This is a genomic window from Corynebacterium sp. MSK012, from assembly GCF_030232435.1.
In the GTDB taxonomy this organism is placed as follows: Bacteria; Actinomycetota; Actinomycetes; order Mycobacteriales; family Mycobacteriaceae; genus Corynebacterium; species Corynebacterium jeikeium_D.
In genome coordinates this window covers 124769-138281 of sequence record NZ_JASPJU010000002.1, presented here as the reverse complement: position 1 = coordinate 138281, position 13513 = coordinate 124769, and the positions used below count along the sequence as shown (strand labels likewise).

Here is a 13513-nt window from a genome sequence, read left to right as displayed (position 1 = left end):
AAGCGGGCAGCGGTTGGGGGAGCGGCCGGGAACAGAGCATGAAGTCCCGGTTGCCTCAGCGCCAGGTGCCCGAGGGGTGGCCGGTGGGCAGTTTCACCAACTACTCCGACGCGCAGGCGGCGGTGGATTCGCTCAGTGATCGCGATGAGTTCCCGGTTTCCGACCTCACCATCGTCGGTGTTGACCTGATGCAGGTGGAGCGCGTAGTCGGCAGGCTGACCTGGCCGAAGGTGCTCGGCGGCGGCGCACTGTACGGCCTGTGGATGGGCCTGTTCTTCGGCCTGATTCTGGGGCTTTTCCAGGAAGATTGGGTGAGCCCGCTGATTGTTGGCCTCGGTATGGGCGCCATCTTCGGCATCGTGCTGGCCGCAGTTCCGTACGCAATGCAAAACGGCAAGCGGGATTTCTCGAGCACTACGGAGATTGTTGCCCGTCGCTACGACGTCCTGTGCAATCCCCGCAATGCCGAGCGGGCCCGTGACCTGTTGGCGCAGCGGGCGCTCGGTGGGAACCGCGGGTAGGTTGCTGTATCCGTCGTAAAGCGATGCCTGCCAGAAGCAGAGCCTATAGCCACTTGTTGCGGCGCAGGACCCACACCAAAAACGCCACGATGGCGAACATGATGGCGAGGACGATGAAGTAGCCGTACTCCCAGTGCAGCTCGGGCATGTGGTCAAAGTTCATGCCGTAGATGCCAGCCAGGGCGGTCGGGACGGCGAGAATAGCCGCATACGCCGAGATAGTACGCATATCCTGGTTCTGCTGCAGCTGGATTTTCACGGCGGCGGCGTCGATGAGGGCGGAGAGTCGTTCGTCGAGTCCGGAGACGAGGTCCGCGGCGGCGAGCTGGTGGTCGAGAACATCGGAAAGATAACGGCTGACGTCCTTAGGCATGATGTCTTCCCGCAGATTCATCAGGGAGCGCAGCGCCGGTGTCAGCGGATCGATCGCGTGGCGCATCTCCAGAATCTCTCGTTTGAGGATGTAAATGTCCTCAATATCCGAATCCAAGTTCGGCTCGAAGACTTCGTCTTCCATGATCTCCACGCGATCTTCCAGCTGCATCGCGATGCGCAGGTACGCGTCGACGAGGTTGTCCGTCAGCGCCCACAGCACGCCCGCGGGGCCGTAGTCGATGGCGTCGGTGGTGTTCTCCACGCGTGCGCTAATGCGCTGCATATCCGAGCTCGGCATGCCCATGCGAATGGTGATGACGTACTCCGGGCCGATGACAATCATCAGCTGGCCAGAGCGAATGATCTCATTTTCGTCATCCGCGAGACCTTCCGGGGAGTAATGAATCGAGCGAATTACAAAAACCACGTGATCATCGTGGATCTCAATCTTGGGGCGCTGGCGGTTAGTCAGTGCGTCCTCCACCGTCAGCTCATCCAGCCCGTAAAGCTCGGCGATGGCGTCCATCTGTGTCGCGTTGGGGCGCGACAACGACAGCCACGTGAAGCCCTCGCCAAAATTCCGTACCTCGGACAGCCCGGAGAAGTGGTCGTAGGTGCCGGGCAAACGCTTGCCACCGATGTAGACGCCGCAATCGCGCAGGGCATCGCGCACCGCCCTCGACTGTCCTGTTCCTGTGCTTGACGACGAGCCGTTGGTGCGCGTCACCTTCGAGACAGCCGACTTCGCTGCGGATTTAGCCGCATTCGTCGCCCGAGCGGTTTTACCGGGTTTTGCTGTGGCCGACGGTTTTTGGCTTTGACTGGCCGAGCTAGTTCGCGGATTGCGAGCCTTCGCCGAAGCGCTGATGTTGCGGCTTTTCTCTTCGCCCATTCTGGGTGACCTCACAATCCGTTCGTAGGTTACGCTGGTGTCGATGATTGATTTTAGACGTGCGAACGCCGGGTTCCACTTTCGCATCCGCTCAATGGGGTGCAAGGGTAGCTCCACGGCTACTGCGTGCACTTTTACCGCCCTGGCATTGGTCACTGGGGCGACGGGGTTCGGTCTTGCCGCATGTTCTGATTTGGATCCGCAGATGCCCGTTCCTCCCGAGCAGGAGGCGGTAGTGACTGTCGGGGCAGACCTACGCAACCCTGAGCAAGCAGCTCTTGCGTACGTGTATGCGCAAAGCTTCGAGAGAATAGGGCGGCAAGCGGAGGTCGTCGGCATTCGCAATGCTGACGACCGGTTGCGGGCCGTACGCAATGAAGCGGTCCTGGTCTCCTTCGGATGCACAGGTGAGCTACTCGGCCTGAGCGACCCTGCGTCGGCGGCTTCACTGGCGGAGGAATACGCCGACGACTCCACCCCGGACAAGCAGTTCAGCGGCGAGTGGCGCGACCGTGTGTACGACGCATTTTCGCGGTCGCTGCCGGGTGAAGTTATGGCCACCGACGCGGGCATGGCACAGGGCTGCGCGGATGTGTCAGCTGACAATGCTGGGGCTGACTTGCCGCAATGGCTTGTGCCTTTCTACGTCAAGCCAGCGTTGGACCGAGATGATCGAGTCCGCGTGCTCAATGAGATTGCGGGTTCGCTGAGCACTGAGGACTTGAAGCTGATGACCCGGGCTGTGGCTGGTGGCGCCAGCCCTGAGTTGGTCGCTCAGGAGTGGCTGGACAAGGCGTAGTCGGGGCGGCGGGGGCTAGTTGTGGCGGTATCTGACGCGTATCTGCTGTTGGCTGCCGCCAAGTTTGTTGAATAACCCATGAATGCGGGCTGCAAATGTGAAACTGTGCGAGTTTATGACACTTTCATGCCATTTTTCGGGACATTTTTGTCATAAACGTAGTCAGTAACTCGCATTGAGGACTAAGTAGTAAATGGTGCCGACCCGGTGGCACGCCGACCGGACACGCTTTTTGACTATTCGCCCTTGATGCCTGGCAACGATCGCCCAAGCAACAGGAAAGGGGCTCCAACCGAACGGTTGGAGCCCCTTAGCGTTCACACGCTAACTGGTGAAGACCAGTCAATGAGACCTACTTGAGAGCCTCTTCCAGCAGAGCCTTCTCCTCAATCTGGTGTACCTTAGCCACACCAGTTGCGGTGGAGGACTGTGCACGGCGGGAAACGCGGGTCAGCTTCGGCATATCCGGCAGAACCTCTGGGAGGTTCAGTGCCAGGAACGGCCATGGACCCTGGTTAGCCGGCTCATCCTGAACCCAGCGGACTTCCTCAAGATCCGGGTAGGACTCGAAGATGTCGCGGAGGCGGTTGTGCGGCAGCGGGTGCAGCATCTCCAGGCGAGCGATTGCAAGATCGTCGCGCTTGTCCTTCTTGCGCTTCTTCTCCAGCTCCCAGTAGATCTTGCCGGAGCAGAGCAGCAGGGTCTTGATGCCGGACTTGTCCTTGGACTCGAAGTTCGGGTCATCGATGACCGAGCGGAACTTGTTCGGGTTGGTGAAGTCCTCGACAGCAGACGCTGCCATCTTGTTGCGCAGCATTGACTTCGGCGAGAACACAACCAGCGGACGGTGCAGGTCGGACAGGACGTGGCGACGCAGCAGGTGGAAGTAGTTAGCCGGCTCGGACGGCTGAGCAACGGTGTAGGAGCCCTCGGCTGCGAGCTGCAGGAAGCGCTCGATACGTGCCGAAGAGTGGTCCGGGCCCATGCCCTCGTAGCCGTGCGGCAGCAGCAGGATCAGCTTGGAGGTCTGACCCCACTTGGCCTCGCCGGAGGAAACGTACTGGTCAATGGTGGTCTGAGCGCCGTTGGCGAAGTCACCGAACTGTGCTTCCCAGAACACTGCTGCGTCCGGGTTACCCAGGGTGTAGCCGTACTCGAAGCCCATGCCTGCGTACTCGGTCAGAGCCGAGTTGTAAATCATGAAGCGACCACCGTTCTTGGACTTACCGTAGGCGTCGATCGGGTTGTATTCCGAACCGTCCTCGGAGTCAATCAGAACTGCGTGGCGAGAGGTAAAGGTACCGCGGCGGACATCCTCACCTGCGAAGCGGACGTCGATGCCAGCACCGGTGAAGGAGCCGATTGCCAGCAGCTCGGCCATACCCCAGTCGATGCCACCTTCCTGAGTCATCTCCGCGCGCTTCTTAGCGACCGGCGCAACACGCGGGTGAATCTTGAAGCCCTCAGGGAGGTTGACGTAAGACTGACCAATCTCGACGATTTCAGCCTTGTCGATGCCGGTCTTGAGACCGTGCGGCAGCGGCTGAGAACCGGCGATACCGGTCTGCTCGCCCGGCTTTGCGTCCTGAGCTGCGCGAACCTCGTTGAAGACCGCTTCCATCTGGTCATGGAAGTCTCGGCGTACTGCTTCGTACTCTTCCTCGGAAATGTCACCGCGACCGATGAGGTCCTCGGTGTACTGAGCACGAACGCTTTCCTTCTCGTCGATGATCTTGTACATCAGCGGCTGAGTCATGGACGGGTCATCGGCCTCGTTGTGGCCGCGCTTGCGGTAGCAGACCAGGTCGATGAAGACGTCCTTGCCGTAGCGGTTACGGTACTCAACAGCCAGCTGGCCGACCCAGACGACAGCCTCCGGGTCGTCACCGTTGACGTGGAAGACCGGGCAGCCGTATGCCTTGGCGATGTCGGTTGCGTAGTAGGAGGAACGACCGGAGTCCGGCGAAGTGGTGAAGCCAATCTGATTGTTCACCACGATGTGGACGGTACCGCCGACCTTGTAACCACGCAGGGACATGAGGTTCAGGGTCTCCTGGACAATGCCCAGGCCGGCGAAGGATGCGTCACCGTGCAGCAGCAGCGGCATGACGGAGTAGCCCTCTTCGCCCTTGTTGATCTTGTCCTGGCGTGCACGAGCAAGACCCTCAACGACCGGGTTGACGGCCTCGAGGTGGGACGGGTTCGCAGTCAGGGTGACGTCAATCTCGCCCTCGCCGAACATCTGGATGTGACGGCCAGTAGTACCCAGGTGGTACTTGACGTCACCAGAACCGCCGACCTGTGCCGGGTCGATGTTGCCTTCGAACTCGGTGAAGATCTGGCGCAGTGGCTTGCCGACGATGTTTGCGAGCACATTCAGTCGACCGCGGTGTGGCATACCGATGACGACCTCATCCAGGCCAGCGCCAGCAGCGGTGTCAATGGCGGAGTCCATCAGCGGAATCAGCGACTCTGCGCCCTCAAGGGAGAAGCGCTTCTGGCCGACGTACTTGGTCTGCAGGAAGTTCTCGAATGCCTCAGCGGCGTTCAGCTTCTGCAGGATGTACTTCTGCTCAGCGTGGGACGGCTTTGGCTGGCCGCCCTCAATGCGCTCTTCCAGCCACTCGCGCTCTTCGCGGTCGAGGATGTGAGCGTACTCGGAACCGACCTTGAGGCAGTATGCGTTCTGCAGGCGCGAGAGAACCTCGCGCAGCGTCATCGTCTCCTTGCCGCCGAAACCACCGACGTTGAAGGTACGGTCCAGATCCCACAGGGTCAGACCGTGCTCCTCAATATCGAGGTCAGCGTGGTTCGGAGCGGAATCATTCGGCTGGTCAGAACGCAGCGGGTCGATATCAGCCAGCAAGTGACCGCGGGAGCGGTAGGCCTCAATCAGACGCATAACGCGGGTGTTCTTGTCGATACCCGTGTTCGGCAGATCCTGTGCCCAACGGATTGGGGTGTAGGGGACGCGCATGGTCTGGAAGATGTGGTCCCAGAACTTGTCGTCGACGAGCAGGTTGCTCATCGTGCGCAGGAACTCACCGGACTCTGCACCCTGGATAATGCGGTGATCGTAAGTAGAGGTGATGGTCACCAGCTTGCCGATGCCCATCTCTGCCAGACGGTCAGCGGAAGCACCAGCGAACTCAGCCGGGTAATCCATGGAACCGACACCGATAATCGCGCCCTGGCCCTTGGTCAGGCGCGGGACGGAGTGGCGGGTACCGATGCCGCCCGGGTTGGTCAGGGAAATGGTGACACCCTGGAAGTCCTTACCGGTCAGCTTGCCGTGGCGAGCACGAACGACGATGTCCTCGTAGGCGTCGACGAACTGCTTGAAGGTCAGGGTCTCACACTCGCGGATAGCGGCAACTACGAGCGAGCGAGAGCCGTCCTTAGCTGGCATATCAATAGCCAGGCCGAGGTTAATGTGCTCCGGGGTAACCAGAACTGGCTTGCCGTCAACCACCTTGTAGTTGTTGTTCATGTCCGGGTGGAGCATGACAGCCTTCACCATGGCGTAACCAATGATGTGGGTGAAGGAAATCTTGCCACCGCGGGCGCGTGCCAGATGATTGTTAACCAGGGTGCGGTTTTCAAACATCAGACGTGCCGGCATATCGCGAACCGACGTAGCGGTCGGCATCTCCAGGGAGACATCCATGTTCTTAGCGATAGCCCGTGCGACGCCCTTCAGAGGCTCCTCGCCGGATTCAACAGCCGAAACCTTGGCTGCTGCATCCATTGGGGACTTCTTTGGCTTCGGGGACGCCGGCTTGTTCGGGGTCTTAGTTGGTTCGACCCCCTTGGATTCACGACGTCCGGTTGCCTTAGCTTCCTCCTTCGTGGCTGCTGCTGGCTTTGCCATATTGGAAAGGTCCTCGCCCTTTTGGGACGGGGTGTGGGTTGCGAAGAATTCGCGCCATTCCTGACCCACAGATTGTGGATCCTTCTGGAATTGCTGGTACATCTCGTCGACCAGCCATTCGTTCTGGCCGAAGCTCATGTCGCTGCTCACGGCAGGTACTCGCCTCTTTTCGTCTTAGTTTTACTAACTCACGTTTATTCTAATTAGCGCAAGTGTCAAAGTGTCATTCAAGGATAACGAAAATTCTGAATTACTACACCGTCGCGCTCCCCATATGGTACTTGCTCCAAAGCTCTGCGTATTGGCCACCCGCCGCTAGGAGCTCGTCATGGGAGCCGTCCTCGACAATACGCCCGTGGTCAAGTACCAAAATCCGGTTGGCCCGAGCCGCTGTAGCCAGGCGGTGGGCCACAATAATTGCCGAGCGTTGACGCGACGCACGGTCAGTGGCTTCAAGGATTGCCGACTCTGTTGCAGGGTCGAGTGTCGCGGTGGCTTCGTCGAGAAGCAGCAGTTCAGGACGCATCATTTCGGCACGAGCGAGTGCGATGAGCTGACGCTGTCCGGAGGAGAGCCCTCGGCCATCTGGGCCGACGGGGTGGTGGAAGCCACCGGGCAGGCTGGCAATGGTGCTGAGGGCACCGACGTTTTTCGCGGCCTGCTGAATTTCAGCATGACTGCTGTCCGGTAGACCGTAGGAAATATTTGTTGCTACTGTCCCCGAAAACAGGTGTGATTCTTGGGGGACATAGCCGAGGGTGCGTCGCCAATCGTTAAGAGGGAAGTCGCGGATGTCAGTTTCGGAGGCTCGCACCACACCGTCAACTGGATCGTAGAACCGAGCAAACAACTTAATGATTGTTGATTTTCCGGCGCCCGTGGATCCGACAATTGCGACTGTTTCTCCGGCAGGAATCTGCAAATCGAGAGCATCGAGAACCTGCGGGCGTTCGTGCTCAGAGTCGGCGGCGGAGTAGGAGAAAGTTACCTTGTCTAAGCGCAGGTCGCCAGCAGCTGCGCGGGACGCGCCGTCAGTAGTGCCGTGATCTGGCATGGGGGCGGTCTGTAGGAGGTCATCAATGCGATTGAGGCCGACCTTCGCCTGCTGGTAGCCGTCGAAAACATGGGACAGCTGCTGAATCGGGCCAAAGAGCATTCCTAGGTACAGCGTGAAGGCGACGAGTACGCCGGGCGTCGTGGTTCCCGAAGCAACCTGTTGGGCACCGACAGCCAATACCGCGGCTGTTGCCAACTCAGAGACGAAGTTGATGCCGGGGAAGAATAGAGCCACGGCCAGCTGCGCTCGCTGACGAATTGCGCGGTACTTATCGGATTCCTCGGCAAAGGAAGATTCGATATCGGCGACGCGGTGGTACATCTGAATCTCGCGAAGCCCACCAATGGTCTCCTGAAAATCAGCGTTGACCAAGGAGAGCTGCTCGCGTGCAAACTTGTATAGGCGCGAGGAGATTCGGCGGAATACCAGGGTGGCCACCACAATGATGGGAAGCGATGCCAACGCCACTGCGGCGAGTGACACCTGTGTGGCAAGCAACAGCGCTGTGACACCGAGCAGAGTAAACGCGGCGACTGCCCCTTCTGCCAGTCCCGTTTGCAGGAAAGAGGAGAGCGCATCGATGTCGGTTGTCATCCTCGTCATGATGGCGCCCGAGCGATTGGCCTCGAAGTAGTTAATGCCAAGCGACTGCAGGTGACGGTAGCAACGCACACGCAGGGCATAGAGCAGCCGCTCACCAGTGCGCGCAGTAATAACAGCATTTGTGGCTACGGCAAGCCAACTGATGAGGACCGTCGCCAAGCCACCTGCGGCGCAGGCCCACAGCACGGCCTCATTGTGCTCACTGATGCCGTGGTCAATGGCGTAGCGCACGAGCATGGGGAACGCCAGATCGGCGACGGCAATGAGGGCGAGCAGCGCAATGACACTTATAAATAGGCCACGGACATAGGACAGCAACCGGCGCAGAGAAAAAAGCTCGGAGTTGTCGAGTGCCGCAGCGGGCACACGCGGTTTTTCGGTAGCGGGTGGGAGGTTTCGCACGCGCTCGAGTAGCTCCGGCGTCGCAGGCGCATTGGCGAGAGCCGCCCCCATGCCACCACGACCGCCGCCGCGGCCACCGGGGCCACCGGGTCCACCTGGACCGCCTGGACCTCCTCCGGCTCGGCCAACCCCGCGGCTCATTTGAGAAGTGGCACCTCCGGGAAGCCGCGCAGCGGTGTCTGGCGTGGAGTTGTCGGAGGTTGGCGCGGATTCGTCGGGCCAGAGTTCCTCGGGGCTGGGGTCTTCGCTGTCGATGGGGTCGAGAACAAGGTTTTCGATTTCGGGGTAGGCGCTCTGGTCGATGTCCATCAGCTCGGTGAAGCGCGGATGAGAAGTAATCAGTTCGGCCTTGGTGCCAATGCCGGTGATGGCACCGTCTTCGAAAATGGCGATGTGGTCCGCCTGCTCGAGAGTGGAAGATCGATGCGCCACGATGACGATAGTCGTTTCCGCCAGCTGCGAGGTCAGCGCGTTGAAGATTTCTAACTCTGTTGCAGCATCGATTGCTGAGGTCGCGTCGTCGAGAACCAAAACTCGAGGACGGGCGAGGAATGCCCGTGCTAACGCGACGCGTTGAGCTTGTCCGCCGGAGAGATTATGCCCGCGCTCGCCGATGGCTGTGTCCCACCCCTGAGGCAGGTCGTCGACGAAGTTGACCTGGGCGGCGGTCGCTGCGGCGACAATCTCTTCCTGGGACGCCGCGGGATTGGCGAATGCGATGTTCTCACGCAATGTGCCCGCAAATAGATAAGGAGTGTCCGGAACGACAGTAATAGCGTCATATACGTCGCTGGAGAGAATGCGCGCGGTATCTGTGGATGTGCCGTGGCTGGGCGCATCGATAGTGATAGTTCCCGAATCCGGCAGATAGTGACGGCCGAGCAACTCCGTGGCGATAGTCTTTCCGGACCCCGGTGGGCCAATCAACGCTAAGGTCGCCCCTGGTGCGACGGAGAATGAGACATCGTCGATAAGCGTGCGTCCGCCACGGCTGTGGGTGACGCGGTTGAAGCTGATGCCAACGGGGCCGTCGGGGAGGGGGAGCGCGTCGGTGGGTTCGGGGTTGTCTGGTCGGGCGTCGATGACATCGGAAATGCGGTCGATGCTTGCCGACGTCAGCTGTATCGAGATGACCATGTTGGAGACCAGACGCGACAGGGCAGTCAGGCTGGTGAGATACGTGGCAAAAGCCACGAATGTGCCTAGGGTGATGTGTCCGTTAATCGCGAGCCAGCCACCGACCGCGATATTTCCGACGAGGGACAGTTGCGGCAACGACTGCAGCGCCGGTTGGAATCGAGCGCTGAGTTTTGCCGCTCGCAGGCGTAGGGAAAAGAGCAGCGACGAGTTACGCTCCATCTTCGCAACTTCGTTGTCACCCTGCGCAAACGCCTTGACAACGCGGATGCCGGAAACGGTTTCCTCGACTTGTCCGGCGATCTCGCCTGCTTGCTGTTGGGCAGCCCAGGTTGCGGCATGGAGTTTGTCACGCGAATTCACCGCAATGTAGACAATCGCTGGCACGACGGCGAGGCCGACCAGTGTCAGGGGCAGCGAGAGGGCGAGCATGATGCCGATAGTGATGAACAGCTTGACGACGGATCCCAGTGTCAACGGCAACATCGCCAGTAGTCCGGACACTGCCTGGAGGTCGGAAATTGACCGTGACACGACCTGGCCGGTGTTGACTCGGTCTTGTGCTGGACCATCGAGGTTTTGTAGGGAGCGAAGGATCTTTAGTCGCAGGTCGTGCTGAACATCAATGGAGAGTTTGCCGGAGAAGAATCTGCGCCCCACCTGGGCGACGAAGCGTACTAACGCGATGGCCAGAAAGACGGAAATGACTGCCTGCAGGGGAGTTAGGGAAGGCAGTAGGCGCGCGGGGACACCGCCATCGGAAGAGCCCGTTGCCACATCAATGGCATCTCTAGTGAGAAGCGGAAGTACGGACTCCAGCCCGACAACGATTAGCGCTGCAACAATGACACCATAGAGCGGTAGTGGCCTGTGAAGAGACTGTTTCCACAAGAACTTCATGGGAGAGGTTCTGAGGGGTTTGCTCTGGGCCATGGTGGGTACCGCTCTTCCATTGAAAAACGTCGCTGAAGGGTAATCGGGGTAAGAGGAACTACTTATTCTTCTTTTTCTTCGGCCACTTCAGCGCCGAGGGAATAGAGAACCTCGATGACTTTGAGTCCTTCTTCGAGTCCTCCGAGGTGTTGGATTTAGCCGGTAGCTTTCGTTCAAAGTCCGACCAATCCTGGGGAAGCGGGCCCAGAGATGCGCGAGTGGAGCTGATAAGAATGCCACCGAGCTTGCGGTTGGCGGAGGCCCCAACCACGGCGCCAATTCCAAATGGCAAAATCTTACCGATGATGGCCAGGCGAGCGTTCTTCATCAAGCGCTTGCGTGCCTCGCGAATCAGCAGGCGGTTTGCTGCACCCAGCTGCGGAACGCCAAGCCGTGGCAGTAGAGAATTTACGGAAGTTTTGGTCTGCTTCCGCAGCGATTCCTCGCCAAGCAGAGAGGCCATAATAGCTGTCCCCTCAGAGCCGCTCATGGCCGCAAGAATCAGCGTGCGACGGCGTTGCGGATCGGTGATGTCAATATTGCGCAGGGTTGCTGAGGCCAGTGTGTACCAGGCTGATGCTTCCAGGAACAGCAGCGATTCACCGGTAACCGCAGCCAAGCCCGTAATCATGCCGACGCCGGGAAGAACCGCACTGCCGCCGGCGGCACCACCGGTGCCGGTGACCAGGTTGAGGTAGTGGGAATCAATACGTTCTTGTACCTGCGCCGGAGTTTCATCTTTTTTGCGCTTGTGCAGGGAACTGACGTACCCGGTGATGGCAGACGACTGCCAGCTCATGGTCTTATCCAGGGTTTGGATAAGAAGGGTTCCCAGTTTTCCGGCATCACGTTCGATCGCTTCGGGGGTTGAGTTCACCGCATCAGTTACTGTGCGAGTTGAATCCTTCTTCGTCTTTTGGAACAAAGTAGTAGACCTCCTAAACGGGTCCGTTGAGAGCCATATGCCCATATAAACACTACTGAGCTGTGGGGAAATTCCGTAGTCGGTGGAAAAATAGACAGGTGTACGGCGATTAACACAGTCGATAGAAGGATGAGACTGGTGAACGATGTCACGCGGGGTGCCGCATTGCCTCCCGAGTACTCCCAGCTTTTGGCGGACTTTCCTCGGTTTTCCGCAGATGTCACGCCTCACGACGGCGCTGCGGAGTGGCACCTTTCTACCGAAGCTGTAGCCGCCGGAATTGAGGCTGGGAGAAAGCTGTTTCCCATGCCCGAGGTTGAGGTGGATACCCGTTTCCAGGCCCAGTTGTGGTGGTGGTCCATGTGCGGAGCATTGGTAGGGCCATCGCTGGCATGCGTGTTGGTGTCCGATCGAGTTCCAGTGTGGCAGTGGTCTTCTTGGCTCACATTTCTTCGAGATGACTATTGGGTTGGGTTCCAAGCTCAACAGTTTGAAAGCATTTCCGCTGAGGATGCGGATGAGCTGAAGGATTCCGGCGAAGCACTGGCTCATTTCTTGGAGCCGTTGGCTCAGGTTGTTGGAGAAGTCGGGGAAATCAAGCCTGCCCCTCTTTGGGCCGTGGCTGCCGATGCCGTAGCTAACGCCGCAATATCCGCCGGTAATGAGCTGATGGAGCCCTGGCGTGGAGCGCTTATTGGCAAACATGTCGTTGAGGGAATACAGCGAGTACATCGGGTCCCTCTTCCTCGTTTCATGGATTCCTGCGGAGGCGAGGTGCGCCCCTGGGATGAAGCCGCTGCTGAATCGGGAGAAGAACCGGACTTCGATGTAGTTACTCACCTGGAGAGGGCTACTTGCTGCATGATTTATCACAGCCCAGATGCCGATCTGTGTGTCTCCTGTCCAAAACGTTCTCGTGAGGAACGCCATCAACTCTGGGCACGCTACTGAGCGCTCTGTTTTCGAGAATCGACAGCTGGCGGCCTGCTCCTCAACCGACCGCGTTGGCGGCTTTGCAGCAGCACGCACGCTGCCGGCGCGATCTTTCGCAGCAATTGCCGGGGGCATGAGCCACCCCATGATTGCGCGTTTGTCGCTACGATTGGCTGCGGGTAGAGGCCAATTATCTTTCAAGGGAGGATTCCACCCATGAGCTTTTTCGAGCAGATTGCTGCGGCACTGGACCGCGAGGGCATTGAAAGCCGTGTCAACGATGACACCCTCTTCGTTCCCATTACCTCTGACCTGGAGGTTCAGTTCGTCACCATTGATGAGGACATCCCGGCTGCCGAAGTTTACGTAGCCGCTGCCGATGTGGATGATGAGGACGACGAGTTCGAAGCTGTTCTGGTCTCCGCTGTATTCTCCGTCGAAGACGCCGTCGCGGCAGTCGCCCACCATGTAGCTACTGACCAGGTTGTTGGCCTGCTGCGCACTCTGCTCGATGGTGATGATGACCGCATTGCTGACCTGGAGTTTGAACAGGACCCCGAAGAGGCAACCTTGGTCACCTCCGAAGTTGGTACCTCCTCGTTGGTCCAGGTTTTGGTAACTGCCCACAACAACGAGCCCAGCGCACACGTCCGCTTCATCTCCCAGGACGCGAACTTGGACGACATTGTCGACCAGGCCATCGCAGAGTTCTGGGACTCGGACACCGAAACGGTTCTCACCGATGATGACCGTCGCAAGATGTTCGCTGACCTCTACTCTGACATCCAGACCTTGCGCAATGAGGTTCTGACGCTGGGCACCTTCAAGGACTTTGACAAGCTGATGGATGTCCTTGCGCTCGTGGTAGACCGCGCAGAGGAATGGGAAGATCAGCTGGCACCCGTCGATGACGGGTACGCGGAGTATATCTACTCTGATCACGTTGCCTCCTTGGACGGGGATGATGATGACGATGACGACGATGATGACCTCTATGACGATGGCGACTATGACGACGAGGACGACGAGGACGACGAAGAAGGCGACGACAGCGGGTAGCCGTAC

Annotated in this window: 8 protein-coding genes; 4 read left to right on the top strand and 4 right to left on the bottom strand. The window is 59.0% G+C overall.

Annotation, left to right across the window (positions count from 1 at the left end; translation table 11 throughout):
• Positions 1-38 precede the first annotated feature (38 nt).
• On the top strand, positions 39-521 hold the full coding sequence (locus QP977_RS01820; protein WP_042388577.1) for a YflT domain-containing protein: 483 nt from the start codon (positions 39-41) through the stop codon (positions 519-521).
• 43 nt (positions 522-564) lie between these two features.
• On the opposite strand, the gene QP977_RS01815 is transcribed toward QP977_RS01820, so the two are convergent.
• Positions 565-1788 carry a magnesium and cobalt transport protein CorA gene (locus QP977_RS01815; RefSeq protein ID WP_016422415.1) on the bottom strand — a complete coding sequence of 408 codons (1224 nt, stop codon included), beginning with the start codon at positions 1786-1788 and terminating at the stop codon, positions 565-567.
• Between the two features lie 43 nt (positions 1789-1831).
• Here QP977_RS01815 and QP977_RS01810 point away from each other — a divergent pair, with 43 nt between their 5' ends.
• Positions 1832-2587, top strand: a complete 756-nt coding sequence (locus QP977_RS01810; protein WP_016422416.1) for a type 2 periplasmic-binding domain-containing protein — start codon at positions 1832-1834, stop codon at positions 2585-2587.
• 352 nt (positions 2588-2939) lie between these two features.
• On the opposite strand, the gene QP977_RS01805 is transcribed toward QP977_RS01810, so the two are convergent.
• From QP977_RS01805 to QP977_RS01795, 3 genes are all read right to left on the bottom strand, one after another.
• Positions 2940-6608, bottom strand: a complete 3669-nt coding sequence (locus QP977_RS01805; protein ID WP_048732838.1) for a multifunctional oxoglutarate decarboxylase/oxoglutarate dehydrogenase thiamine pyrophosphate-binding subunit/dihydrolipoyllysine-residue succinyltransferase subunit — start codon at positions 6606-6608, stop codon at positions 2940-2942.
• A 103-nt stretch (positions 6609-6711) separates the two neighbouring features.
• Entirely contained in the window at positions 6712-10557 is a 3846-nt protein-coding gene (locus tag QP977_RS01800; protein ID WP_284847081.1) for an ABC transporter ATP-binding protein, read from the bottom strand.
• Between the two features lie 91 nt (positions 10558-10648).
• Positions 10649-11467, bottom strand: coding sequence for a hypothetical protein (locus tag QP977_RS01795; protein WP_224783718.1), 819 nt, complete (start codon positions 11465-11467; stop codon positions 10649-10651).
• 186 nt (positions 11468-11653) lie between these two features.
• On the opposite strand from QP977_RS01795, the gene QP977_RS01790 reads away from it, so the two are divergent.
• Together QP977_RS01790 and QP977_RS01785 are read left to right on the top strand one after the other, a co-directional pair.
• Positions 11654-12466, top strand: a complete 813-nt coding sequence (locus QP977_RS01790; RefSeq protein WP_049172126.1) for a (2Fe-2S)-binding protein — start codon at positions 11654-11656, stop codon at positions 12464-12466.
• Between the two features lie 198 nt (positions 12467-12664).
• The gene (locus QP977_RS01785) at positions 12665-13507 is read left to right on the top strand and encodes a hypothetical protein (protein WP_284847080.1); all 843 of its coding nucleotides are present in this window, start codon (positions 12665-12667) and stop codon (positions 13505-13507) included.
• Positions 13508-13513 lie beyond the last annotated feature (6 nt).

Coding starts and splice junctions, on each gene's coding strand:
- QP977_RS01820 (WP_042388577.1), top strand. CDS start 39: ATGAAGTCCCGGTTGCCTCAGCGCCAGGTGCCCGAGGGGTGGCCGGTG.
- QP977_RS01815 (WP_016422415.1), bottom strand. CDS start 1,788: ATGGGCGAAGAGAAAAGCCGCAACATCAGCGCTTCGGCGAAGGCTCGC.
- QP977_RS01810 (WP_016422416.1), top strand. CDS start 1,832: ATGATTGATTTTAGACGTGCGAACGCCGGGTTCCACTTTCGCATCCGC.
- QP977_RS01800 (WP_284847081.1), bottom strand. CDS start 10,557: ATGAAGTTCTTGTGGAAACAGTCTCTTCACAGGCCACTACCGCTCTAT.
- QP977_RS01785 (WP_284847080.1), top strand. CDS start 12,665: ATGAGCTTTTTCGAGCAGATTGCTGCGGCACTGGACCGCGAGGGCATT.